20 protein-coding genes are annotated in these 23,799 nt (G+C 62.7%); 15 read left to right on the forward strand and 5 right to left on the reverse strand.

The annotated features are described in order from the left end of the window. The first annotated feature begins 26 nt into the window (after positions 1 to 26). A complete protein-coding gene (gene glcC, locus F8A90_RS06000; RefSeq protein ID WP_200019386.1) occupies positions 27 to 842 on the forward strand; it encodes a transcriptional regulator GlcC in 816 nt (271 codons plus the stop codon). 149 nt (positions 843 to 991) lie between these two features. Beyond that, positions 992 to 1,576, forward strand: a complete 585-nt coding sequence (locus F8A90_RS06005; protein ID WP_077372686.1) for a YqaA family protein — start codon at positions 992 to 994, stop codon at positions 1,574 to 1,576. Positions 1,577 to 1,580: 4 nt separating this feature from the next. On the opposite strand, the gene F8A90_RS06010 is transcribed toward F8A90_RS06005, so the two are convergent. From F8A90_RS06010 to F8A90_RS06025, 4 genes are all read right to left on the reverse strand, one after another. After that, positions 1,581 to 3,008, reverse strand: coding sequence for a D-serine ammonia-lyase (locus F8A90_RS06010; protein ID WP_200019387.1), 1,428 nt, complete (start codon positions 3,006 to 3,008; stop codon positions 1,581 to 1,583). Positions 3,009 to 3,625: 617 nt separating this feature from the next. Continuing rightward, positions 3,626 to 4,045: a CBS domain-containing protein gene (locus tag F8A90_RS06015; protein ID WP_043334523.1), complete on the reverse strand. Its 420-nt coding sequence runs from the start codon at positions 4,043 to 4,045 to the stop codon at positions 3,626 to 3,628. Between the two features lie 157 nt (positions 4,046 to 4,202). Beyond that, positions 4,203 to 5,687 carry a dihydrolipoyl dehydrogenase gene (locus tag F8A90_RS06020; protein WP_200019388.1) on the reverse strand — a complete coding sequence of 495 codons (1,485 nt, stop codon included), beginning with the start codon at positions 5,685 to 5,687 and terminating at the stop codon, positions 4,203 to 4,205. Positions 5,688 to 5,801: 114 nt separating this feature from the next. Beyond that, on the reverse strand, positions 5,802 to 6,551 hold the full coding sequence (locus F8A90_RS06025; RefSeq protein ID WP_107335176.1) for a glutathione peroxidase: 750 nt from the start codon (positions 6,549 to 6,551) through the stop codon (positions 5,802 to 5,804). Positions 6,552 to 6,927: 376 nt separating this feature from the next. Here F8A90_RS06025 and F8A90_RS06030 point away from each other — a divergent pair, with 376 nt between their 5' ends. The 6 genes from F8A90_RS06030 to F8A90_RS06055 all read left to right on the forward strand — a co-directional run bounded on the left by F8A90_RS06030 (position 6,928) and on the right by F8A90_RS06055 (position 12,537). Then, a complete protein-coding gene (locus F8A90_RS06030) occupies positions 6,928 to 7,206 on the forward strand; it encodes a hypothetical protein (RefSeq protein ID WP_200019389.1) in 279 nt (92 codons plus the stop codon). A gap of 84 nt (positions 7,207 to 7,290) precedes the next feature. Further along, positions 7,291 to 7,452 (forward strand): YqaE/Pmp3 family membrane protein, encoded by a 162-nt coding sequence (locus tag F8A90_RS06035; protein ID WP_043334518.1) that lies wholly within the window; start codon positions 7,291 to 7,293, stop codon positions 7,450 to 7,452. 368 nt (positions 7,453 to 7,820) lie between these two features. Beyond that, positions 7,821 to 8,969, forward strand: coding sequence for an ABC transporter ATP-binding protein (locus F8A90_RS06040; RefSeq protein ID WP_442778891.1), 1,149 nt, complete (start codon positions 7,821 to 7,823; stop codon positions 8,967 to 8,969). 100 nt (positions 8,970 to 9,069) lie between these two features. After that, a complete protein-coding gene (locus tag F8A90_RS06045) occupies positions 9,070 to 10,206 on the forward strand; it encodes an extracellular solute-binding protein (RefSeq protein WP_233593461.1) in 1,137 nt (378 codons plus the stop codon). Between the two features lie 174 nt (positions 10,207 to 10,380). Then, positions 10,381 to 11,682 (forward strand): ABC transporter permease, encoded by a 1,302-nt coding sequence (locus F8A90_RS06050; protein ID WP_200019390.1) that lies wholly within the window; start codon positions 10,381 to 10,383, stop codon positions 11,680 to 11,682. Between the two features lie 3 nt (positions 11,683 to 11,685). Beyond that, positions 11,686 to 12,537: an ABC transporter permease gene (locus F8A90_RS06055; RefSeq protein ID WP_192837922.1), complete on the forward strand. Its 852-nt coding sequence runs from the start codon at positions 11,686 to 11,688 to the stop codon at positions 12,535 to 12,537. Between the two features lie 167 nt (positions 12,538 to 12,704). Here F8A90_RS06055 and F8A90_RS06060 read toward each other — a convergent pair whose 3' ends face one another. Continuing rightward, positions 12,705 to 14,768: a sigma-54-dependent Fis family transcriptional regulator gene (locus F8A90_RS06060; RefSeq protein ID WP_200019391.1), complete on the reverse strand. Its 2,064-nt coding sequence runs from the start codon at positions 14,766 to 14,768 to the stop codon at positions 12,705 to 12,707. Between the two features lie 402 nt (positions 14,769 to 15,170). On the opposite strand from F8A90_RS06060, the gene F8A90_RS06065 reads away from it, so the two are divergent. From F8A90_RS06065 to F8A90_RS06095, 7 genes are all read left to right on the forward strand, one after another. Beyond that, entirely contained in the window at positions 15,171 to 16,307 is a 1,137-nt protein-coding gene (locus tag F8A90_RS06065; protein WP_200019392.1) for an ABC transporter ATP-binding protein, read from the forward strand. Then, positions 16,307 to 17,521, forward strand: a complete 1,215-nt coding sequence (locus F8A90_RS06070) for an ABC transporter ATP-binding protein (RefSeq protein WP_200019393.1) — start codon at positions 16,307 to 16,309, stop codon at positions 17,519 to 17,521. Before F8A90_RS06065 ends, F8A90_RS06070 begins: the two co-directional genes overlap by 1 nt. Beyond that, positions 17,521 to 18,390: a carbohydrate ABC transporter permease gene (locus F8A90_RS06075; RefSeq protein ID WP_043334509.1), complete on the forward strand. Its 870-nt coding sequence runs from the start codon at positions 17,521 to 17,523 to the stop codon at positions 18,388 to 18,390. Before F8A90_RS06070 ends, F8A90_RS06075 begins: the two co-directional genes overlap by 1 nt. Before the next feature lie 11 nt (positions 18,391 to 18,401). Beyond that, a complete protein-coding gene (locus F8A90_RS06080; RefSeq protein WP_166019522.1) occupies positions 18,402 to 19,202 on the forward strand; it encodes a carbohydrate ABC transporter permease in 801 nt (266 codons plus the stop codon). Between the two features lie 73 nt (positions 19,203 to 19,275). After that, a complete protein-coding gene (locus tag F8A90_RS06085; protein WP_200019394.1) occupies positions 19,276 to 19,548 on the forward strand; it encodes a DUF2160 domain-containing protein in 273 nt (90 codons plus the stop codon). Between the two features lie 221 nt (positions 19,549 to 19,769). Further along, the gene (locus F8A90_RS06090) at positions 19,770 to 21,827 is read left to right on the forward strand and encodes a DUF4955 domain-containing protein (RefSeq protein ID WP_200019395.1); all 2,058 of its coding nucleotides are present in this window, start codon (positions 19,770 to 19,772) and stop codon (positions 21,825 to 21,827) included. A 225-nt stretch (positions 21,828 to 22,052) separates the two neighbouring features. After that, the gene (locus F8A90_RS06095) at positions 22,053 to 23,705 is read left to right on the forward strand and encodes an ABC transporter substrate-binding protein (RefSeq protein ID WP_240499748.1); all 1,653 of its coding nucleotides are present in this window, start codon (positions 22,053 to 22,055) and stop codon (positions 23,703 to 23,705) included. Positions 23,706 to 23,799: the final 94 nt, after the last annotated feature.

Here is a 23,799-nt window from a genome sequence, read left to right on the forward strand (position 1 = left end):
GCCGGTTCATCAGGGGAGGGGCAGGGATGCAGGTGTCAGAGAGAATGGCGTGCGGTGAGCAGCGTGCGCCGGAGCATGCGGCAGCGCGCCTCGAGCAGTTGATACTGGATGGTGTGCTCAAGCCGGGGCAGATGATTCCTTCGGAACGCAGGCTCTGTGAGCGACTGGGTATCTCACGCGCCTCACTGCGCGAGGGGCTGAGGCTGTTGCGTGGCAAGGGCATCATCGAGACGCGTCACGGCAAGGGCTCAAGCGTCGCAGCGCTGTTGCCGAGCGGCGATATCAGCCCGCTGATGCATCTCTTTCGGGACCAGCCGCGCACCCTGTATGACCTGCTTGAGGTGCGCGCGTTGCTGGAAGGACAGTCGGCGCGGTTGGCCGCCCAGCGCGGCACGCCGGCGGATAGAGTACTGATCCGGCGTCATTACGAGGCGATGGCGGCCTGCGTGCGCGAGTATCCGCCGGACTTTCCGTCCTCAGCGCAGGGCGATGAGGCGCTGCCGGATGCCCAGCAGCTGGCGCGTCACGACCACGCCTTTCACCACGCCATCTGTGAGGCATCCCACAATCCGGTGCTGGTGCATACGCTCAAGGGCATCAATGACCTGCTGCTCAGCTCGGTGTTCGCCTCGCTGCGCAATCTCTATCATCGGCCGATTCCCCGCGGCCAGATCAATGCTCAGCACACGGCCATCTATCGTGCGGTGATGGACCAGCAGCCGGACGCTGCCGAAAGCGCGGCGCTGGACCACCTGCACGGCATTCGCGACAGTCTGCGTGAGCTGGAAGCGGAAGATGAGCGGCTCATCCGCTCTGCCATGCGTCTGGAAGGCTTCGAGTAGCGTGCAGGTTTGAGAGCGGATCTTGAGAACTGATCTTGAGAGCTGGCCTTGAGAACAGGCTTTGAGTTCAGGCATGTGATCAGGCTGGCAAGCGAGGCGGACTCAAGGCAAAGTGGTCAGCTCACCATCCAGGACAACGTGCTGCCTTCATGTGGAAACTCTCTTCCGCGAGTGATTGGCTCGACCGCCTCAATCAATCCCGCCACGCCATGCTGTGGCTGTTCATCGCCTCGATGCTGGAAACCCTTTTGATCCCGATTCCCATCGAGGTCATTCTGATCCCATGGATGCTGCGCCATCCCGAGCGTCGCTGGCGAGTGGCCGCGGTGGCATTGGCCGGTAACCTGACCGCGGCGCTGCTGGGGTTCTATCTCGGGGCCTATGCACTGGCGGCGTGGGGCGATGGGTTGATCAGCTTCTTCGGCGGTCAGCAGGCCTTCGAGGCCTTCCAGCAGCGCTTCAGCGAGCAGGGCTTTCTCGCCATCATGCTGATCGGCATCGTGCCGATTCCCTTCCAGAGCGCCATGCTGGTCGCCGGCGCCAGCGGGTATCCGGTCGGGCTGTTCCTGCTGGCGGCACTGGTCGGGCGCGGAGTGCGCTATTTCGGGCTGGCGGCCCTGGTGGCACTGGTCGAGGATCAAGCGATGGCGCTCTGGCAACGCTATTCACGCCCACTGGGAGTGATCGGGCTGGCGCTGACCGGCGTGTGGCTGTGGCAGGCCTTCATCGCCTGATCGCTCATGCTTGCCGGCTTGTGTCGGCCTGTGACAGCAATGCCTTGCCGCGCTGATAGTCGGCCTGACATATCGCCTCGGGCACCATGCTGCCGCCGGTGGCCCAGACGACATGGGTAGTATTGGCTTGCACCTCGCCGTCATCCAGCCCGGTGGCCGCTCGCCAGGCGTGCCACTCGGGAGCGTCATTGCGCAGTACGTGGTGGATACCGGGCACGCCGGCCAGTGCGGACGGCTCGAGCATGAGTCCCTCGCTGTCATATGCCAGCGCCAGCAGTTCGAGCAGGTGCTCATCGCTCACGGTATGGATTCCGCTGAGCAAGGGAGCCATCACGCGCCCGACGAAGGCCGAGGCGCGACCCACCGCCAGGCCATCGGCGCAGGTGCGATTGTCGAGCCCGATATCTTCCACCGCGATGCCGTCATGCTCGCCGGTCAACATGCCCAGCAGCATGCAGGGGGAGTTGACTGGTTCGGCGAAGAAGCAGTGCACGGCGTCACCGAAGACCTGCTTGAGGCCATAGGCCACGCCGCCCGGGCCGCCGCCGACGCCACAGGGCAGATAGACGCAGAGCGGGTGGCGGGCATCCACCGGGATGCCCTGAGCCGAGAGCTGCTCGGCGAGACGGCTGGCCGCCGTGGCGTAGCCGACGAACAGATCCCGCGAGCTTTCGTCATCGATGAAGTGGGCGTTGGGCTGCTGAGCCTCCTGACGACCCGCGGCGACGGCCTTGCCATAATCCCCGCTGTGCTCCACGACCTCTGCGCCCCGGGCGCGCAGCAGGTCCTTCTTCCATTGCTTGGCATCCGCCGACATGTGCACGGTGACGCGAAAGCCGAGCCGCGCGCTCATGATGCCGATGCTGAGCCCCAGGTTGCCGGTGGAGCCCACCACGATCTGTTGGCTGGCCAGCAGCTCACGTATCTCATCACGCTGGAAGGCGCGGTAATCGTCTTCCTGATACAAAAGCCCTGCGTCAATGGCGAGACGCTCGGCATGCTTGAGCACCTCATGGATGCCGCCGCGCGCCTTGATGGAACCCGAGATGGGCAGGGCGTTGTCGCACTTGATCATCAGGCGGCCGGGCAGCGGGGATTCGGTTGCGCTGAGGGGAGAAGCGGTCGAGGCCATGCTGCTCAGCGCCTGCTGCAAGCCGGGCGTTGCCACCAGCGGCGATTCGATGCGCCCTGACGCGGCGGCGGTCTCGGGGAAGGCCTCGGCAATCCAGGCAGCGAAACGCATCAGGCGCGCGTCGGCATCCGCGATGTCCTGGGCTCCCACGCCACTGGCCTGCAGCGCCGGTGAGGCGAGCGCCTTGGCGGTCGCGGCGCGCTCAGGGTTGAGCCAGCCGATTTCGCGGCCGGCCATCAGGCTGGCGATTTCCGGGTGACGCAGCGTCAGGGTGTGGAGGTCATGGGGCGTGGCAGACATGCGGTGTCCTTGTGGGGGCTCGATCCAGCAATCAGGTCAGATCACAGATTAGCGCGTCTTCCACTGGCAACGCACGTAGCCCAGCTTTCACATTCCGTAAAGGTCAGTGACAAAAAAGGCTGAATTTTTTGGCAACCGTCGGGATAGAAATGCAAAAGGCGTAGTCATAGTAAGCAAGGACATGATGTTATCGCGATGTTATGTCTGGCTTTAACTGTTCTTTGGTCCGCCACGGTTTTCCTGGCGGATTTTTTATGTCTGAAATACGCAGCGCCTTGCGGGTTTTCGACGGGGTCGTCCAGATATCCCTAGACCGTCATTGACTTTCGCAGTGGTCAGAGGCTCTGGTGGCAGGGCGCAGCGCAGCGACCTGCAGCGACGGTCACAGTCCCATGCTGCTGAGCGAAAATTCATGGACGCCATGCCGGCGAGCGATCTTGATTAGCCTTCGGGTAACCTTCGAGGCATTGGCCTGCTGGTACAAGCGTGCGAGAGCCGCTCTTGATGCGCTCGATTCTCCGTCCATCACGCACAGAGCCCCCAGCGGTAATGACCGCTGGGGGCTCTGTGCACAAGGTTTGATTCAGCTGACGAGATGTCCTGGTTGGCGTACTGCCTCAACAGCCGTTCTGCATCACCAGCAGCGCACTCAGGACATCGCGACGGGTGACCATGCCGATCAGACGGCCCTGCTCGACCACCGGATAGACCTTGGGGCGTTGGCCATTCATGTGCTGCGCCAGATCCGTGATGCTGTCATTCGGCCCGACGCTCAGGACTTCGTGACGCATCAGGTCGCCGACCTGGGCATGCTGGCCGCAGTGGTAGGCACTATCGAGCAGCTTGCCGAGGATGTCCTGCTCGGAGATGAAGCCGATCAGGCGGTCCAGGTCATCCACGACCGGCACGCCGGGCAGACGGTGGTGGGTCAGGCCCTGGGCGAGTTCGAGAATGCTGGTGCGTGCCTTCACGCGATAACAGTCGCGGGACATGATATCGCGAAGGGTCGATGGCACCTTGAGCTGGGTGGCTTTCATGGGCTGATCTCCTGCGTCACTGCTCTCCAACTCCCTGCTGAGGAGTCGTGTGATGAATGCCGGCAGCCACTTTCGTGACTGCCGGCGACATTCAACATCTGTTCAGAGCATAGGGCATCACTGCGTGAGCTGCGCGTCCCGTTGCCTTGAGGGGATATCAGTCACCCGGACCGCATTCCATGCAGCGTTCGACCACGGCCGGCCCCAGCTGCAGGTTGGCGTTGAGATCCCGCAGTGCGGTGCGCAGGCCTTCCTCGATCACCGGGTGATAGAAGGGCATTTCCAGCATCTGCTCGATGGTCATGCGTTGCTGATGGGACCAGGCCAGCAGGTGGGCGAGGTGCTCGGCACGCGGGCCGAAGATCTCGGCGCCCAGCAGCAGGCCGGTGCCTTGCTCGCCATAGACACGCAGCATGCCCTTGTTCATGCGCATCACGCGGGAGCGACCCTGACCGGTGAAGTCGACTTCACCCACCGCGTAGCAATCGCAGGCACCGTAGCGCTGTTCGATCTCGGCGGTGGAGAGGCCGATGGTGGCCATCTGCGGATCACTGAACACCACGGCGATGGTGCTCTTGCGGTGACCGGCGCGCACCTCGGGGAAGCGACCCGCGTTGTCACCGGCGATACGGCCCTCATCGGAGGCTTCGTGAAGCAGCGGCAGGTCGTTATTGGCGTCACCGGCGATGAAGACATGGCTCGGAGTGTCATCGCTCAGGCGAGTCTGCAGGGTGTGGCGATTGAAGATCGGCACGCCGCGCTCGTCCAGCTTCAGATCCAGTGCTTCGATATTGAGGCGATCGACATTCGGGCGACGGCCAGTGGCCGCAAGCAGATAGTCGAAACGTTCGGTCAGGCGAGCTTCGCTGCCACGCTCGATGAAGGTGATCTCGACACCGGCACCCTTGTCATCCTCGACACGCTCGATCTTCTCGACCTTGGCGTCCGGGTCCAGGTAGAACTCTTCATTGAAGACACGATCGGCATTGGCGCGCAGTTTCTCGTCACGCAGCGGCCCGATCGCGCCACCGACACCGAACATGCGGATGCGCACGCCGAGACGCGTGAGCGCCTGGCCCAGCTCCAGCCCGATGACACCCGGACCGAAGACGGCGACGGATTCCGGCAGATCATCCCATTCGAAGACGCTGTCGTTGATGATCAGGCGGTCACCGGCATTCTCGAAGAAGCCCGGGTAGCTGGGGCGTGATCCGGTGGCGATCACGACACGCTCGAAGGTGACACGAGTCTCGTTGTCGCCGATGATCAGGCTGTTGGCGGTCTCGAAACGCGCATTGCCGCGCAGCTTGTCGTGGGAAGGGATGCCTTCCACGGACTCGACCACGAAACCGACGAAGCGGTCGCGCTCACGCTTGACGCGGTCCATCACGGCGCGGCCATCCACCTTGACCTCGCCTTCGATATTGATGCCGAACGGCGCGGTATCACGGGCGTGATGCGCGGCTTCTGCCGCACTGATCAGCAGCTTGGACGGCATGCAGCCGACACGGGCACAGGTGGTGCCGTAGGGGCCGCCTTCGATCATGACCACGGAATCGGTGTGTGCCTTGGCGGCGCGATAGGCGCCCAGACCTGCACTGCCTGCGCCGATGATGGCGACTTCAACCTGGCGTTCGTTCACGTCGTACTCCTCAAGGCGCGCCAGCGGCGCACCTGACAAATGGGGTCTCAGGCGCGAGCGTGGCCCGCGCGTGATGAAAAGAGAAAGTTATCGGGGCCTGTCAGAGTGATGCGTTCAAGCGCTGGTCAGGCTGCCGAAGTAGCGGGCGACTTCATCGCTGCCGCCGACATGCTCGCCGTCGATCCAGACCTGCGGCACGGTGGCCTGGCCGGTCATGGCGCGCAGGGTGCGTGAGGTCACGCCGCGGGTGCCGACTTCGATGACTTCGTAGCTGATGCGGGCTTCGTCGAGCATCTGCTTCGCACGTGCGCAGTACGGGCAGCCCGGCTTGCTGAACAGGGTAGCGAAGCTGGGACGGCCGGCGTCCGGGTCCAGATAGTCGAGCATGGTATCGGCGTCGGAGACTTCGAAGGGGTCGCCCGGCTTCTGCGGCTCGATGAACTGCTTCTCGACCACGCCGTTGCGTACCAGCATGGAATAGCGCCAGCTGCGCTTGCCGAAACCGATGTCGCTCTTGTCGACCAGCATGCCCATGCCAGCGGCGAAGTCACCGTTGCCGTCAGCGATCAGGCTCAAGTTCTCGGCTTCCTGATGCTCGCCCCAGGATTCCATGACGAAGGCGTCATTGACGGACAGGCAGACGATCTCATCGACGCCGACAGCATAGAAGCGATCGGCCAGCTCGTTGTAGCGCGGCAGGTGAGTGGAGGAGCAGGTCGGGGTGAAAGCGCCCGGCAGGGCGAAGACCACCACGTTGCGGCCTGAGAAGATCTCCTCGCTGGTGCGCTCGACCAGACGGCCGTCACGACGGATCTTGAAGCTGACGTTCGGGACCTGCTGGCCTTCGTGTGATTCGAGTTGCATGAAATTGGCTCCGGTCTCGATGAGACGTATCTAAAAGGGATGGCAGGCGACTGAGGCTCGATGACAATGTCGAGTGCATGAGAAATCAGTGCCTTGCGAAACTGGAGCCAGTCTAGGGGCAAGCCTCTCGCGGGTGAATTTGATTGCATCAAGCGAGGCGATAGCTTTTCTTGATGATGCTACTGACAGTCAGTGGTGGGCTGGTTCATGGCCTTGATCTCGGCAGGAACGTGCTTGCCGGCAAGCGTCTTTTTTTGTCGGAAATAGTTGTACAGACTTGATATTTGGCCCTGTCAGCCATAGGTAGTGGGTACGTCACAGCATCGTCAGGCGTCGAGTCTGGCAAGCGAGGCAATAGATGAACGCACGAGAGTACATGGCGAAGCACGGCCTGGACGGCGACAAGGACAAGGAGGAGGACAAGCCTCAGAGTCTGGAAGAACATGCCTGGGCACGTGCACGTGAGTCCGGCAGCCATCGGCCACGCACGGGAACGCCGCATGATTGGGAAGACTGGGAGCGCTACCACGAACAGTTGGCCGCGGACTCCGAGAAGCTGTCCCAGAAGATCGATCGTCAGGCCCGCGCCGGCGGACCCGCTTCAGTGCATGACGATGACACCGACAAGGCCGATGCTGATCGAGACGGGCAGTGATCGAGAAGGACACTGATCAACACGAGTACCGAACATTCATGACCTCCGTGGAGTCACGGTTGTCACAATCGCAAGGAGCAACTCATGGATATCATTCGCATCATTCTGGCCATCATCCTGCCACCGCTGGGCGTTCTCATGCAGGTGGGTGTCGCCAACAAGCATTTCTGGATCAACATCATCCTGACCTGCTTCGGTTTCCTGCCGGGGATCATCCACGCGGTGTGGGTCATTACCAAGTTCTGACCGCCGCTGAGCCCCGAAGGCTCTGATATGGTTGCCCACCTCGGGCGGCCCAGAGTTGAAAGATCCAAAGCCCCCTCTGCCATGCGTGCAGCGGGGGCTTTTCAGTGGGCGCTCACCGGGGAGGCGCCATGTGGCGTCAGTGATCCAGCGGCGGGGCTTGCCGAGGGCCCTGGGCGAATGGCAGGCGACGGTAGTTCAATATTTAGACTTTCGCATAGCCTGATTTCAACGCTTTTCAGCGAGCGTGACGCTTGTCGCCTCTCGCCTGCCCCCGTAGGGTCAAATGGGACTGAGGGCAGTGATCAGGGCCGGTGAAGCCTGTTCGATCACCTGCTCCACGATAACAACAACACGTATGGATACCCCGCATGGTCATGACTGCTGAGCCCGACGCGCCGCAGGAGACCAGCTCCTGCTTCGCGATCTTCAATGATGTGCAAAAGAGCTATGACGGCGAAACGCTGGTGGTCAAGGGCTTCAATCTGGAAGTCCAGCGCGGCGAGTTCGTCACCCTGCTGGGGCCGTCCGGTTCCGGCAAGACCACCTGCCTGATGATGATGGCAGGCTTCGAAACGCCGACCCACGGCGACATCCTCCTCGACGGTACCCCCATCAACGACTTGCCACCGCACAAGCGCGGTATCGGCATGGTCTTCCAGAACTATGCGCTGTTTCCACACATGAGCGTGGCCGAGAACCTGGCCTTTCCGCTTGAAGTGCGCGGCATGAGCAAGGAGGAAATCTCGACCAAGGTAGCCAACGCGCTGGACATGGTGCGACTTGGCGAATTCGGCGATCGTCGCCCGGGGCAGCTTTCCGGTGGCCAGCAGCAGCGGGTCGCCCTGGCACGAGCGCTGGTCTTCGAACCGGAGCTGGTGTTGATGGACGAGCCGCTGGGCGCACTGGACAAGAACCTGCGTGAAGAGATGCAGTTCGAGATCAAGCGCATCCACCAGCGTCTCGGCGTCACCATGCTCTACGTGACCCACGATCAGACGGAAGCGCTGACCATGTCGGATCGCATCGCGGTCTTCAATGACGGCATCGTCCAGCAGCTGGCGACTCCCGAAGCGCTCTATGAAGCGCCGGAGAATGCCTTCGTCGCCTATTTCATCGGCGAGAACAATCGCCTCAACGGCCAGGTATCGCAGCTCGACGCTCAGGGTGAGCATTGCACGGTGACCCTCGACAGTGGCGAACAGGTACGGGCGCTCAAGGTGGCTGTCAATGAGGTCGGCGAGCGCACCCAGCTGTCGCTGCGCCCGGAGCGGGTGCGCCTGTTGTCGGCGGAAGAGCCGGGGGCCGCGGGCGTCATGAGTCCACCCGACAATGTCTTCGCCGCCGAGGTGCTCGAGGTGATCTATCTTGGCGATCATCTACGCACGCGTGTCTCGGTATGCGGTAGTGACGAGTTCATCATCAAGACCCCCAACGCCGAGGGCTATCCGCCCTTGCGGCCCGGGCAGACCTTGCAGGTCGGTTGGGATGCCTGTGATTGCCGGGCGCTGGATGCCTGACGGCAGCACAGGAGACCAACGCAGTCCTTGCTTGAGAGAGCAACAGCACGATTCGCGACAAGAGTGCAGCACAACAACAAGAAATCAGGGAGATTCATCCATGTCAGTCATCAATCAGTTCACCGCGTCATTCACTACCTCGCGCCCGGGCATGCCGCTGCGGAGCCTGCTGGCGGTTGCCGTGGCAGCGGCCGGCATGAGCGCCGGTGCGGCCCAGGCCGAGACGCTCAACATCGTTTCGTGGGGCGGCGCCTATACCGACAGTCAGAACAAGGCCTATCACCAGCCCTGGGAAGAGAAGAGCGGTGACACCGTCGTCAATATCGACAAGTCATCCAATGCGCTTTCCGGTCTGCGCGCACAGGTCCAGGCCGACAACGTCACCTGGGACCTGGTCGACATGCTGCCCAGTGATGCGCTGATCGCCTGCTCGGAAGGGCTGATCGAGCCGCTGGACCCGGACACCTTGTTCGCGGCAGCGCCGGACGGCACACCGGCCAGCGAAGACTTCATCGAGAATTCGCTCAGCGAATGCTTCGTGCCGCAGATCGTCTACTCCAACATCGTGGCCTTCAATACCGAGATGTTCCCCGAGGACAAGCAGCCGGACTCCATCGATGACGTGTTCAATCTCGAGGAGTTCCCCGGCAAGCGTGCTCTGCAGAAGAAGCCGATCAACAACATGGAATGGGCGCTGGTGGCCGATGGCGTGGCCCCGGAAGATGTCTACGAGGTGCTGGATTCCGAGGAAGGCATCGAACGCGCCTTCGCCAAGCTCGATACCATCAAGGACAGCGTGATCTGGTGGGAAGAGGGTGCACAGCCACCGCAGCTGCTGGCGGACAAGGAAGTGGCCTTCGCCTCGGCCTATAACGGCCGCATCTTCGATGCCGAGGTCAACGAGAAACAGCCATTCTCCATCGTCTGGGATGCCCAGGTCTTCGAACTGGATGGCTGGGTCGTGCCGACCGGCAAGCTCGACAAGGTCAAGGATTACCTGATGTTCGCCACCGATACCCAGCGTCTGGCGGACCAGGCCAAGTACATTTCCTACGGACCGGCGCGTACCTCCTCCGCGGCACTGGTTTCCACTCATGCGGACACCGGCATCGACATGAAGCCGCACATGCCCACCTATGGCCCCAACTTCGAGACCGCCATCCCCAAGGATGACGAATTCTGGGCCGACAACCTCGATGAGCTGAGCCAGCGCTTCAACGCCTGGCTGGCACGCTGACCTCTGCACTGACCCGCTGGCCCCGGTGGCGCACGATCGCGCGCCGGGGCCTTTTTGATCATGCCTGATGGCCCGTCGGCCATGCTCGATTCCGCCAGGTTGGCTTGCGTCCCTGTCATGCGGGACTCGGCTGGCGGTCCAGGCACCCTCGGATAGCCGATCAAGGAGTGCAGGATGAGCGATTCCTCCGCCCCGGCCACGTCCGGAAGCGCAGCACATGACCCCAATGGTGCCCCCGGCGCGGCGCTGACCACCGCCGATGGCGTACCGCTGAAACAGAGCCTCAACCGCGCCATCCGCCGCAGCCGCATCAAGGCATTGCTGCTGGTGGCGCCGCTGTTGATCTTCATCGGGCTGGCATTCGTCATGCCCATCTTCGACATGCTGTCACGCAGTGTCGACAACCCGGAAGTTTCCACCTATCTGCCGCGTACCAGTGAGGCGCTGGTCGACTGGGATGGCGAAGGGTTGCCGGAAGAGGCCGCCTACGCCGCCCTGGCGCAGGACCTGGCCGCGGGACTCAAGGCGCGCAATCTCGGGCGCGTCGCCTCGCGTCTCAACTACGAAAAGTCCGGCATGCGGTCGCTGTTCATGAAGAGCGCCCGCCGTGCCGGTCGCATGGAGGCCCCTTACAAGGCCGCGCTGATCAAGGCCGATGAGGATTGGGAGGACCCTGACATCTGGCGTCTGATCAAGCGTGAATCGTCGCCCTTCACCGCCTCCTACTACCTGGCGGCGGTGGATCGCCAGTTCTCACCGACAGGAGAGATCATCGAGAAACCGGAGTATCTGCAGATCCACGTCTCGCTGTTCATCCGTACCTTCTGGATGAGCGCCGCGATCACCGGGCTGTGTCTGTTGCTTGCCTATCCGGTGGCCTGGCTGCTGGCGACCCTGCCGGCCAGTCGCGGCAATCTGCTGATGATCCTGGTGCTGCTGCCGTTCTGGACCTCGCTGCTGGTACGCACCACTACCTGGATCGCGATCCTGCAGCAGCAAGGGGTGCTCAATGACATGCTGGTGGGCGTCGGGATACTCGCCGAGGAGGCGCGTATCCAGATGATCTACAACAAGACCGGCACCATCATCGCGATGACCCACATCCTGCTGCCGTTCATGATCCTGCCGCTGTACTCGGTGATGAAGACCATTCCGCCCAGCTACATGCATGCGGCGCGCTCTCTGGGTGCCGGGCCGATCACCGCCTTCCGGCGCGTCTACTTCCCGCAGACCCTGCCGGGCATCGGGGCGGGCTCGATTCTGGTCTTCATTCTCTCCATCGGCTACTACATCACGCCGGCACTGGTGGGCGGGCAGTCGGGCCGCTTCATCACCAACTTCATCGCCTATCACATGCAGACCTCGCTCAACTGGGGGCTGGCAGCGGCCATCGGCTCGATCCTGCTGGTCGTGGTGATCCTCTTCTATCTCGTCTACAACCGTCTGATCGGTGTGGACAAGGTCAAACTGGGGTGACAGATGGCCATACCTTCCTATGCAACTCGTGGTGAGCGGATCTGGCATTGGGTGTTCTGCGTGCTGTGCGCGCTGATCTTCCTGTTCCTGATCGGGCCGATCCTGGTGATCATTCCGCTCTCGTTCAATGCCGAACCCTACTTCACCTTCTCGGAGAAGATGCTGTCGCTGGACCCCGATGGCTATTCGTTGCGCTGGTATCAGGAGTTCTTCACCTCGGATGAGTGGATGCGCTCGATCAAGAACAGCATCATCGTGGCGGTGTGCGCGACGGTGCTGGCCACGGTACTGGGCACGCTTGCCGCACTGGGGCTTTCCAGCCGCTTCATGCCGTTTCGCAATACCATCATGGCGATCCTGATCTCGCCGATGATCGTGCCGCTGATCATCAGCGCCGCGGCGATGTTCTTCTTCTTCTCGAAACTGGGGCTGACCCAGACCTATCTGGGCGTGATTCTGGCGCACACGGCGCTGGGCATTCCCTTCGTGGTGATCACGGTGACGGCGACGCTATCCGGCTTCGATCACTCGCTCACACGTGCGGCGCACTCGTTGGGGGCCAGTCCGAGTCGCACCTTCTTCCGCATCATCCTGCCGCTGGTGACGCCGGGGGTGGTGTCCGGTGCGCTGTTCGCCTTCATCACCTCGTTCGATGAGGTGGTGGTGGTGCTGTTCATCGCCGGGCCGGCGCAGACCACCATCCCGATCCAGATGTGGTCCGGTATCCGCGAGGAGATCAGCCCGACGATTCTGGCGGTGGCCACGCTGCTGGTACTGGTCTCGATCCTGCTGCTGACGACACTGGAGCTGATTCGCCGGCGCAATGAACGTCTGCGCGGCCTGACGCCGAGCTGATCCTTTTCCTTTATCCTCAGTCCTCTGCCCTTGAGTGCTGAGCACTTGATGGCGGTGAGAAACCGGAGTCGCAAGAAACGCCCGTGCCCCCGCAGAGTCTGTCTGCGGGGGCACGGGCGTTTCAGGGCCGGGGCTTGAAGACAGGGCTTGAGGAGAAGCCTGCTGCGTCAGGCCGCGCCGAGTCGCTTGTAGAGTGTGGTGCGGCTGATGCCGAGCTCCCGCGCGAGACGCGAGACGTTGCCGCCCAGCGCGTCCAGCGCGCTCTGCAGCTCCTCGGCACTGGAGAGATCATGCAGCGAGGGCAGGCCGGTCGGTTGCGAGGGCTGGTGGGCAATCTCGTTCTCTGATGCGGGACAATCATTCTGTGATGCGAGACAGTCGCCCGCCAGTATCACATGGCACGGCTCCAGGACCGGCCCATCGCACAGTACCAGCGCCAAACGCAGCACGTTGTCCAGTTCGCGCACGTTGCCGGGCCAGTCATGTCGGGTGAGACGATCGAGAAAGGCGGGCGTGATGCGCGGCAGCTCACGTTGCTGCTCTCGACACAGCCGTGTCAGCAGGGCACGACTCAGGCCGGCGATGTCGTGACGCTCCCTCAGCGGCGGCAAGGTGATGCTGGCGCCACACAGGCGATAGTAGAGGTCCGCCCGGAAGCGCCCGGCCTTGACCAGCTCGCTGAGGGGCTGGTGGGTGGCGGCCACCAATTCGAAGTCGACTCGCTGCGGCTTGCCGCCGCCCAGCGGCGTGACTTCACGTTCCTGCAGCACGCGCAGCAGACGCGCCTGGACATGCAGCGGCATGTCGCCGATCTCATCCAGGAACAGACGCCCGCCATTGGCCTCGATCAGGCGGCCTTCGCGTCCGGCGGGGTCGGCACCGGTAAAGGCGCCGCGCCGATAGCCGAACAGCTCGGCCTCGACCAGCTCATCAGGCAATGCCGCGCAGTTGATGGCGACCAGCGGCTGATGGGCGCGATGACTGGCCTGATGCAGCGCCTTGACCACTTCTTCCTTGCCGACACCTGTCTCGCCCTGCAGCAGCAGTGGCAGGTGAGCGTTCACCAGTCGCGCCAGCAGTTCGCAGACCCTGGCCCAGCCGGCATCGCCGTGATGCAGGCGCGCAAGGCTCGGGTGGCAGGCAGCGGCCTGAGTGGCCAGCGGGCCAGCTCGCTCATCGGTGGGGGGGCTGGCTGGTGCGCGTGCCTGAATGCGTGGCCTGGGCAGGACACTGCACAAGGTGTAGCCCGTGAAATGCGGGTGTTGCGACAGCATCAGGCATTCCGCGTCGTCAAGCCGGGCCAACGGTGCCCAGTCCAGCTGCCAGCGAGCCAGGGGCTGGCCCAGCAACAGATGGAGGTCATCGCGGGTGGCGCAGCTGTCGTTGTCCGCGGGGCGTTCCGCGCAACCTGGCGATGGCGGGAGCTCAAGGTGCGCTGCCAGCAGTTGCAGCCCTCTGCGACTGGCGGCCGCGACCTGACCTTGCGGCGTGACGGCCAGCAGGGCCGCGCTGGGCGAGTCCAGCTGCGAGCGGTTGAGATGCAGGCGCAACAGGTGATGGTCGTGCCCATGTGCCTCGCCCAGACGGCGTTGCTCGATGTCATCCGCCAGTACCCCGAGCATGCCGAGGCTGTACTGGCGCACACGGTAGGGATCGCAGATCAGTCCCAGGCACCCCTCGCAGGCGCCGGGCGTCAGGCCGCGACTGGCACTCCAGCTGGCGGGCGCCAGCAGTGCGGCACTGGCGCTGGCCAGCCCCTTGAGGCATTCGGCGTCATGCGCCTCGAGGGCGATGCGTGCCAGGCGATTGGCGCGCGGCGCATTCAGGGTCTCGGCGATGGCGTTGTGACCCAGCGACTCCTCACGCCAGCGCGCGCCAGGGTGCAACAGGGCGGCCTCATTGCCCAGCAGCTGTTGATGGCCGTAGCTTGCCAGCACCACGCCGTCGCGGTCGGTCAGTACCAGACACGCCTGCCAGTGATCGAGCAGGTTGAGGGTATGGCCGACCACCGCTGACGCCACCGTCGCCATCAGGCTGGCGGCCTGACGCTGACGCCAGACGAGCTCTTCCGGCGGACATACCAGTGAGGAATGCTGAAGTGCCAGGGGAGCAGCGGCGGGATGGGGCGTGGAGTGAGCTGGGGTGGTGGCGGTGTGGTTATCGACGTGGTTATCGACGTGGTTATCGACATGGTTGTCGACGTGGCTGGCGGAATGATGGCGTGCTGTCATGAGACATCCCTTGTGCGGCGGGCCTTTCAGGCCTCTGTTGTTATTGATGCTGTTATCGGTCTGGGGGAGTGTTCACGGCAATGTTCACTTGTGCGTGGCGAGTGTTCAGTTCCGAGGACTCCAGTGTTCAGACACTGTTCATCAGAGTAGCGGCAGACGCGGCGGATGACGGGCTAGACCATGGTCTGCCCCTGCCTTGGTCGCATCTGGCAAGTGGCTGAATGATCAGCGAAAGAGGGCGATCTGGCGGTATCCGAGGGCGTGTGGAGGGTGTCTGTGACGACGGGATTGCGCGCGGCTGGCACAGGGTTCGCTATATGAGAGTCACCAGGTGGGTATGAACACTCGGCAGTGGCTGGCCGTGTCCTTGCCCCGATGACTTTCACCAGACGAGACAGCGCCATGTCCTTGAGCCTTGAGGCGGTCACCCGCCGGGTTGGCCGCGAGACCCATATCGACAGGGTGGACCTGACCTTCGAGCCCGGCTCCTTCAATGTGCTGCTGGGACGCACCCTGTCCGGCAAGACGTCGCTGATGCGCCTGATGGCGGGTCTCGATGTCCCCAGTGACGGCCGCATCGTGATGAACGGCGAGGACGTGACCGGCCGTCCGGTGCGTGAGCGCAATATCTCGATGGTCTATCAGCAGTTCATCAACTACCCGAGTCTGAGCGTCTACGACAACATCGCCTCGCCGCTGAAGCTGGCGCGCATGCCGGCTGACGAGATTCGTCGTCGTGTGCACGAGATCGCCGAGATGCTGCATATCGAGCAGTTTCTCGCGCGTCAGCCAGCCGAGCTCTCCGGCGGCCAGCAGCAGCGGACGGCCATGGCGCGGGCGCTGGTCAAGGATGCCGACCTAGTGCTGTTCGATGAGCCGCTGGTCAATCTTGATTACAAGCTTCGCGAAGAGCTGCGCCATGAGATGCGCAGCCTGTTCGCGACCCGCAACACCATTGCCGTCTACGCCACCACCGAACCCGGTGAGGCGCTGGCGCTCGGCGGCACCACCACCTTGATGCATGAAGGGAGGGTGCTGCAGTCCGGGCCTACCGAGGCCGTCTACCATCATCCGGTGAGTGTCGAGGCGGCGAAGCTCTACTCCGAGCCACAGATCAATCTGTTCGAGGCCGAGGTGCGTGGGCGTGAACTGGCATTCTCCGGTGCCGCCAGTGCCGGCGAGCAGGGCAGCCGGTTCGTGCTGCCCACACCACTGGTGGGGCTCGATAGCGGGGCCTATCGCTTCGGTATCCGTCCCAGCCATCTGGGGCTGGCGCCGCTGGCGGATGATGATCTGGAGTTCGCCGTCACGGTGGATATCGCCGAGATCTCCGGCTCCGAGACCTTCCTGCATGTCAGCAATGCCGATCACTCGCTGGTGCTGCACCTGTCCGGTATCCACGACTTCGATGTGGATGATGCCATCCGGGTCTATGCCCCCGCGCACAAGTTGTTCGTCTTCGCGGATGACAAGAGCCGCGATGGTGCCCTGATCCGCTCGCCCGAGCGACTCATCATGACTGGCGGAGGGCTGGCCTGATGGCGGAAATACACCTCAATGATCTGGCGCACAGCTACCTGGCGGCGCCTACGGCTGACAGTGACTACGCCATTCGGCGCATGAACCATGTCTGGGAGCAGGGCGGTGCCTATGCACTGCTCGGCCCGTCCGGCTGCGGCAAGAGTACGCTGCTCAATATCATCTCCGGGCTGCTGGCGCCCTCGGAAGGCGAGGTACGTTTCGATGACCGCGTGGTCAATCGGCTGCCGCCGGAAGAGCGCAACATTGCCCAGGTGTTCCAGTTCCCGGTGGTCTACGACACCATGACGGTCTTCGACAATCTGGCCTTCCCGCTGCGCAATCAGCGCCAGCCGGAGCACAAGGTGCAGTCCCGGGTGCGTGAGATCGCCCAGGTGCTGGAGCTGGAAGACCTGCTGACGCGGCGTGCCAGCAACCTGACGGCTGACGAGAAGCAGAAGGTCTCGATGGGGCGCGGGCTGGTGCGTGATGACGTGGCCGCCATCCTGTTCGATGAACCACTGACGGTCATCGACCCCCATCTCAAGTGGAAGCTGCGCCGCAAACTCAAGCAGATCCATGAGCAGTTCAACATCACCATGGTCTACGTCACCCATGATCAGCTGGAGGCCTCGACCTTCGCCGACAAGATCGCGGTGATGTATGAAGGCCGCATCGTGCAGTTCGGTACCCCGCGTGAACTGTTCGAAGACCCCGCTCACACCTTCGTCGGTTACTTCATCGGCTCGCCGGGCATGAACCTGGCCAGCATCACGCTGGAATCAGATGGCGCGCGGCTCGGCACGGGGGAGGGGGCGCCCTTGCTGCATCTGCCTCGGATGTTGCTGGCGACACTGGCGGAGCGCAAGGGCGAGTTGAAGCTGGGCATTCGCCCCGAATTCGTCGAGCTCGAGGCCAGCGACAGCTCACCCGCTGCGGCGGTTTCCGACGCTCGTGAGCATTGGCTCAGTGGTCAGGTCACGCTGGTGCAGGATCTTGGCACCTACAAGGTGGTGGATCTCGACATCGGTGGCGGCTGCATCTTCAAGGCACGTATCGAGGAGGATGCGCCTATCCCTGCTGGTCGTGTCCGTCTGCGTCTGCCGGCCCGTTGGCAGCGCTTCTATCTGGATGAGCATCTGCTGGACCTGTCACAGGCCGGCGCGCCCGACAGCGGCGAGGCGGACAGCTTTGCCAGAGGGGAAAGTGGAGAGCAGCCGGGAGGTAACGCCTGATGCAACGCACACACAACAATCGCGCCTGGTGGCTGGTGCTGCCGGTGGTCATCGTGGTGGCGTTCTCGGCCATCATCCCGATGATGACGGTGGTCAACTACTCGGTGCAGGACATCTTCGATCCCTCCACACGCTTCTTCGTCGGCACCGAATGGTATCGCGAGATTCTGCGTGACGAGCGCCTGCACGACTCGCTGATTCGCCAGTTCGTCTATTCCTTCGCGGTACTCGCCATCGAGATTCCGCTGGGGATCGCCGTGGCGCTTTCGATGCCACGCAAGGGCTTCATGGTCTCGCTGTGCATGATCCTGCTGGCCCTGCCGCTGCTGATTCCCTGGAATGTGGTCGGCACCATCTGGCAGATCATCGGGCGTGAGGACATCGGGCTCTACGGCTGGGCGCTGGGCCAGCTGGGCATCGACTACAACTACGCCTCCAATCCGGCCGACGCCTGGGTGACGGTGCTGGTGATGGATGTCTGGCACTGGACGTCGCTGGTGGCGCTGCTGTGCTATTCGGGGCTGCGTGCCATTCCCGATGTCTATTATCAGGCCGCGCGCATCGACCGTGCCTCGCCCTGGGCCGTTTTCCGCTACATCCAGCTGCCCAAGCTCAAGAGCGTGCTGCTGATCGGCATCATGCTGCGCTTCATGGACAGCTTCATGATCTACACCGAGCCCTTCGTGCTCACCGGTGGCGGGCCGGGTACCACCACCACCTTCCTGTCCCAGACCTTGACCCAGATGGCGATCGGCCAGTTCGATCTCGGACGCGCCGCTGCCTTCTCGCTGATCTACTTCCTCATCATCCTGCTGGTTTCATGGCTGTTCTATACCGCCATGACCCACCAGGACAGTGACGACGCCTGAGGAGACGAGTGATGAAAACACGCAAGCGTCTGGTGATGACGATCTACCTGCTGTTTCTGCTGGTGCCGATCTACTGGCTGTTGATCATGTCGTTCAAGTCGAATCAGGAGATTCTCGGCGGCCTGACCCTGTGGCCCGAGAACTTCACCTTCGACAACTATCGGGTGATCTTCACCGATCCCAGCTGGTACATGGGCTACGTGAACTCGATGAGCTACGTGGTGCTCAACATGCTCATCTCGTTGGCGGTGGCGCTGCCCGCGGCCTATGCCTTCTCGCGTTATCGCTTCCTGGGTGACAAGCATCTGTTCTTCTGGCTCTTGACCAATCGCATGGCGCCGCCGGCGGTCTTCCTGCTGCCGTTCTTCCAGCTCTACTCCTCGGTGGGACTGTTCGATACTCCGCTGGCGGTGGCGCTGGCGCACTGTCTGTTCAACGTGCCGCTGGCGGTCTGGATTCTGGAAGGCTTCATGTCCGGCGTGCCCAAGGAGATCGATGAGACGGCCTATATCGATGGCTACAGCTTCCCGCGTTTCTTCCTGACGCTGTTCATTCCGATGATTCGCCCGGGCATCGGGGTCACCGCCTTCTTCTGCTTCATGTTCTCGTGGGTGGAGCTGTTGCTGGCACGCACCCTGACCTCGACGGAGGCGAAGCCGATCGCGGCGGTGATGACGCGAACGGTGTCGGCCTCGGGCATCGACTGGGGAGTGCTTGCCGCCGCCGGCGCCCTGACGCTGATTCCCGGCATTCTGGTGATCTACTTCGTGCGCAATCACGTCGCCAAGGGCTTCGCGCTGGGCCGGGTGTGATCGGCGCCAGCACAAGCACCGCTGTCATTGCCGTCAGCCAGTCTCTGCTGGCGGCCCACAAGAGGACATGATCATGGAATGGATGGCCTGGACACTGCCCACGTCAATCTTCTTTGCCGGTATCGGCACCCTGCTGCTGGGCATGACCGCCTGGCAGTTCGTGACCCCGACGCTGAGTCGCCAGGGCTTTCTGCCCATCGCGACCACGCGGGGAGACAGACTGTTCATCGGCCTGCTCTCCAGCGGCTGGCTGCATCTGCTGTGGTTGGGCTTCACCGATCAGGTGCTATGGATGATCAGCATCGTCTGTGTCGTCTGGATGCTGGTGTTGATGAAGTGGGGATGAGGTGAGGGTGAAGTGAGGGTGAAGTGAGGGGGGATGTGGCGATGAGAAGAAACGAGAAGTGAAGAAACGAGAGGTGAAGTGAGATGTGGGAATGAATGTGAGCGTTGACGACAGGCAGCGTCGCCCGGCAGCAACACGGAACCCGAGGTGCTGACAGGAGTCCCAAGCGGTTCTGACTGGCCAAGCCAGTGTCATCTGTCATCGCTCTGGAATCCTGTTGCATGTCGTCTTCTGATCCATCGCTTCACTCGTCTACCACTGCCGCCACCTCACTCAGGAAAAGCCGTCGTGTCATTCGTTGGGGACTGACAGGACTGAGCATCGTCTGTGTCGTTGCCATTGGCTGGTGGGTCGCGGCGCCCATGCCGGTAGAGGATCAGCAGGGCGGGGCTGGCGGGGGGCATTCTTCAGAGGACCACTCTGCAAGTGGCGGGCAGCAGGACAAAGGGCAATCCCCCCTGTGGCAGGCGTATCAGCGAGTGTGGCAGGCCAATCAGGCACTGCCGGCTGACAAGCGCGAGCCGCTGCCCTTGCCGGACTTCTCGCAAGCTGGCTATCACCAGGGAGGAGAACTCCCAGCGGCTGGAGCCAACGCTCCAGAGGTAGAGAGAGAAGGGACAAAGTCTGACAGTGTGCGACGCTTCGATGTCACGGATTACGGCGCTGATGGCAGTGATCAGCTGAGCGATCGTCAGGCCGTGATCAGGGCCCATGCCGCGATGCGCCAGTGGCAGCAGCAGGGCGATCACGATGCGGGCAGCCCTCAGCGCCATGGGGTGCTCTATTTCCCCGCCGGTGACTATGTGTTGTTCGGTCCCGCGGAGCGCGACTGGTTCTACGCACGGATGATCGCACTCAAGGCGGCAGTCCCGGACAAGGCGCGTCAGCAGTCACTGCGCGAGGCATTGCTCAAGATGCAGGGGCTGAGCCTGGTCGGCAGTCACTGGACGCTGGCGGGAGAGGGAAGTGACAGGACTCATCTCATCCAGTCGCGACCGATGCTGCCGGTGCATGCCAGCTGGTACTGGAGCACGCCCTGGTTGCTGCATCTTGGCAATCTGGAGGAAGGCAGGACGCTGGCCGAGGGCGGGAGTCAGGAGGCCTGGCAGTCCGTGAAGGCGACATCTCGCGTGCAGCCTGCCGATACGCAGGACACGGTGACACTGGCAGGCGTGGCACAGGCGGATGACGCCCAGGCGTCATCGCTCAAGGCCGGGGATGAGGTATTGCTGGAGAGCATCGACAAGCGTCCGCAAGCGGTGGCACGTGCTCTGGCGCCCTATCAGATGGAAAAGGATGCCAGGACCGGCAAGTCGCGCTGGTTGATCGAGCGGGATGGGGTCATCAAGCGGGCGCGTTACCGTGTGATGGCACGCGAGGGCAATCGACTGACCTTGTCGCTGCCGGTGGTGCACGAGCGCTTCCCCGGTGAGCAATGGCGTATCGCGCGCATCCACCCGGCGCATGAGGTCGGGGTCGAAGGCATCACGCTTAAGGGCAACTGGCGAGGACACTTCAAGCATCACCGCAGCGCCGAGGACGACAGCGGCTTCGGCCTGCTGGACCTGGATGGCATCACCGATGGCTGGGTACGTGATGTGCATCTCACCGACTTCAATCAGGGGGTGAAGGTGCGCCACAGTTCCCAGGTGACGCTCGAGGACGTGAGGATGACCGGCAAGCCGGGACATATCGCGATGACGATCAGTGACAGCAATCAGGTACTGGCCGACCACGTGATCGACCAAAGTCATGCCTGGCATGCGCCCGGTGTGGCCCGTTACGCGACCCATAACGTCTACCTTGAACTGGAGCATGCCGGTGACAGCGGGATCGAGCTGCACGGCCAGCAGTCTCGCGACAACCTGTTCGATCAGAAGCACGGTGGCCACGTGCGCGACCGCTGGGGCGCCAGTGTCGGCCACCAGCCCAATCATCTGCGTGGGCTGGTGCTGTGGAACCCGGTCAATACCGGTGAGCCACATGATGCCTGGCCCTTCATGCGCGCCGATAGCCACTTCGGCAAGGTGATCATGCCGACGGTCGTCGGGGCCAGCGGGCATGCGCTGGGTATCGCCAATCGTCACGATTACGAGCGGGTGATGAATGCCAAGGGCGTGACGAATTACACGCATCTTGCCCCGATGGATGCACTGCAGGCGCGTGTCGAGTCACCGGGAGAGGCTGTCAAGCCGGCATCGCTCTACCGGGCACAACGCGAGCTGCTCAACGAGACGCAAGAGTCATCAGGGCAGCAAGGACTTCAGAACAGCAGATAACGACAGCAGATTGGAATGGCAGGAGGACCAGCAGCACCGAGAGCAAGGCGGCGCATCGCGTCGCGTAGCACGTGATTGACGGAAGTGGTGGTTGGAAAGCGCAACACAACAATAACGCCAATGAAGGGACATCCCATGAATCAACACGTCATTCGACCCGCACGCCTGCGTCATGCCATCGCCTTCGCTACCGCAGCGGGGTTGGTGGGTCTGTCAGGCCAGGCCATGGCCGATCAGTATCAGGATGCGGCAAGGAAATGGATCGATCAGGAGTTCTCACCCTCCACGCTGAGCAAGGACGAGCAGATGTCCGAGCTCGAGTGGTTCATCAAGGCCGCCGAGCCGCTACGCGGCATGGAAATCAAGGTGGCCTCGGAAACCCTGACCACCCATGAATACGAGTCCAAGGTGCTGGCCAAGGCCTTCAGCGAGATCACCGGTATCAAGCTGACACACGACTTGATCCAGGAAGGCGATGTCATCGAGAAACTGCAGACCCAGATGCAGTCCGGGCGCAATATCTACGATGGCTACGTCAATGACTCCGACCTGATCGGTACGCACTTCCGCTATGGCAAGGTAGTGCCGATCAGCGACATGATGGAAGGCGACGGCAAGGCCTTCACCTCGCCGACGCTGGATCTGGATGACTTCATCGGGCTGGATTTCACCACCGGCCCGGATGACAAGCTCTATCAGTTGCCGGACCAGCAGTTCGCCAACCTGTACTGGTTCCGCGCCGACTGGTTCGAGCGCGAAGACTTGAAGAAGCAGTTCAAGGACAAGTACGGCTACGAGCTGGGCGTACCGGTCAACTGGTCAGCCTATGAAGACATCGCCGACTTCTTCACCAATGACGTCAAGGAAATCGACGGCAAGCGGGTCTATGGCCACATGGATTACGGCAAGAAGGACCCGTCACTTGGCTGGCGCTTCACCGATGCCTGGTTCTCCATGGCGGGTGCCGGCGACAAGGGCTTGCCCAACGGCCTGCCGGTGGATGAGTGGGGCATTCGTGTCGAGGAATGTCAGCCGGTGGGCTCCTCGGTGACGCGTGGCGGCGCGGCCAATGGCCCGGCGGCCGTCTATGCCACCACCAAGTATGTCGACTGGCTGGGCAAGTACGCACCGCCGGAAGCTCAGGGCATGACCTTCTCCGAGTCCGGTCCGGTGCCGTCCCAGGGCAACATCGCCCAGCAGATCTTCTGGTACACCGCCTTCACGGCCGACATGACGCGTGATGGCCTGCCGGTGGTCAACGACGATGGCACTCCGAAGTGGCGCATGGCGCCGTCGCCGCATGGCCCGTACTGGGAAGAGGGCATGAAGCTTGGCTATCAGGACGTGGGCGCCTGGACCTTCTTCGATTCCACCCCGGAGAAGAATCGTCACGCGGCCTGGCTGTACGCGCAGTTCGTGACCGCCAAGACCGTCTCGCTCAAGAAGACCCTGGAAGGCCTGACGCCGATCCGCGAGTCGGATATCCAGTCCCAGGCGATGACCGATGCCGCGCCGAAGCTGGGTGGTCTGGTCGAGTTCTATCGCAGCCCGGCGCGGGTGCAGTGGTCGCCGACCGGCACCAACGTGCCGGATTACCCCAAGCTCGCCCAGCTGTGGTGGCAGTACATCTCCCAGGCCGCCAGTGGCGAAGCCACGCCGCAGGAAGCCCTCGATGGGCTGGCCAAGGCGCAGGACCGCATTCTCGAGCGTCTCGAGCGCGCCAAGGTGATGGACAACTGCGGGCCGAAGCTCAACGAGGAACGTGATGCGGAGTACTGGTTCGCCCAGCCGGGTGCGCCGAAGGCCAAGCTGGACAACGAGAAGCCCAAGGGCGAGACCATCGCCTACGACGAGCTGCTCAAGAGCTGGAAGGAGTAATTGCGACTGGCGCGACAGTGCGCCTTCGAGCAGTTTCCTGTAAGACAGCAGCAACGACAACGCCCCTGCCGGTTTCCCGGCAGGGGCGTTTTTG

This window comes from Cobetia sp. cqz5-12, from assembly GCF_016495405.1.
GTDB lineage: Bacteria > Pseudomonadota > Gammaproteobacteria > Pseudomonadales > Halomonadaceae > Cobetia.

What these genes read in the sequence shown, in the direction of transcription:
- glcC (WP_200019386.1), top strand. Translation starts at nt 27, where the DNA reads ATGCAGGTGTCAGAGAGAATGGCGTGCGGTGAGCAGCGTGCGCCGGAG.
- F8A90_RS06005 (WP_077372686.1), top strand. Translation starts at nt 992, where the DNA reads ATGTGGAAACTCTCTTCCGCGAGTGATTGGCTCGACCGCCTCAATCAA.
- F8A90_RS06010 (WP_200019387.1), bottom strand. Translation starts at nt 3,008, where the DNA reads ATGTCTGCCACGCCCCATGACCTCCACACCCTGACGCTGCGTCACCCG.
- F8A90_RS06015 (WP_043334523.1), bottom strand. Translation starts at nt 4,045, where the DNA reads ATGAAAGCCACCCAGCTCAAGGTGCCATCGACCCTTCGCGATATCATG.
- F8A90_RS06025 (WP_107335176.1), bottom strand. Translation starts at nt 6,551, where the DNA reads ATGCAACTCGAATCACACGAAGGCCAGCAGGTCCCGAACGTCAGCTTC.
- F8A90_RS06030 (WP_200019389.1), top strand. Translation starts at nt 6,928, where the DNA reads ATGGCGAAGCACGGCCTGGACGGCGACAAGGACAAGGAGGAGGACAAG.
- F8A90_RS06035 (WP_043334518.1), top strand. Translation starts at nt 7,291, where the DNA reads ATGGATATCATTCGCATCATTCTGGCCATCATCCTGCCACCGCTGGGC.
- F8A90_RS06040 (WP_442778891.1), top strand. Translation starts at nt 7,821, where the DNA reads ATGGTCATGACTGCTGAGCCCGACGCGCCGCAGGAGACCAGCTCCTGC.
- F8A90_RS06045 (WP_233593461.1), top strand. Translation starts at nt 9,070, where the DNA reads ATGTCAGTCATCAATCAGTTCACCGCGTCATTCACTACCTCGCGCCCG.
- F8A90_RS06050 (WP_200019390.1), top strand. Translation starts at nt 10,381, where the DNA reads ATGAGCGATTCCTCCGCCCCGGCCACGTCCGGAAGCGCAGCACATGAC.
- F8A90_RS06055 (WP_192837922.1), top strand. Translation starts at nt 11,686, where the DNA reads ATGGCCATACCTTCCTATGCAACTCGTGGTGAGCGGATCTGGCATTGG.
- F8A90_RS06060 (WP_200019391.1), bottom strand. Translation starts at nt 14,768, where the DNA reads ATGACAGCACGCCATCATTCCGCCAGCCACGTCGACAACCATGTCGAT.
- F8A90_RS06065 (WP_200019392.1), top strand. Translation starts at nt 15,171, where the DNA reads ATGTCCTTGAGCCTTGAGGCGGTCACCCGCCGGGTTGGCCGCGAGACC.
- F8A90_RS06070 (WP_200019393.1), top strand. Translation starts at nt 16,307, where the DNA reads ATGGCGGAAATACACCTCAATGATCTGGCGCACAGCTACCTGGCGGCG.
- F8A90_RS06075 (WP_043334509.1), top strand. Translation starts at nt 17,521, where the DNA reads ATGCAACGCACACACAACAATCGCGCCTGGTGGCTGGTGCTGCCGGTG.
- F8A90_RS06080 (WP_166019522.1), top strand. Translation starts at nt 18,402, where the DNA reads ATGAAAACACGCAAGCGTCTGGTGATGACGATCTACCTGCTGTTTCTG.
- F8A90_RS06085 (WP_200019394.1), top strand. Translation starts at nt 19,276, where the DNA reads ATGGAATGGATGGCCTGGACACTGCCCACGTCAATCTTCTTTGCCGGT.
- F8A90_RS06090 (WP_200019395.1), top strand. Translation starts at nt 19,770, where the DNA reads ATGTCGTCTTCTGATCCATCGCTTCACTCGTCTACCACTGCCGCCACC.
- F8A90_RS06095 (WP_240499748.1), top strand. Translation starts at nt 22,053, where the DNA reads ATGGCCGATCAGTATCAGGATGCGGCAAGGAAATGGATCGATCAGGAG.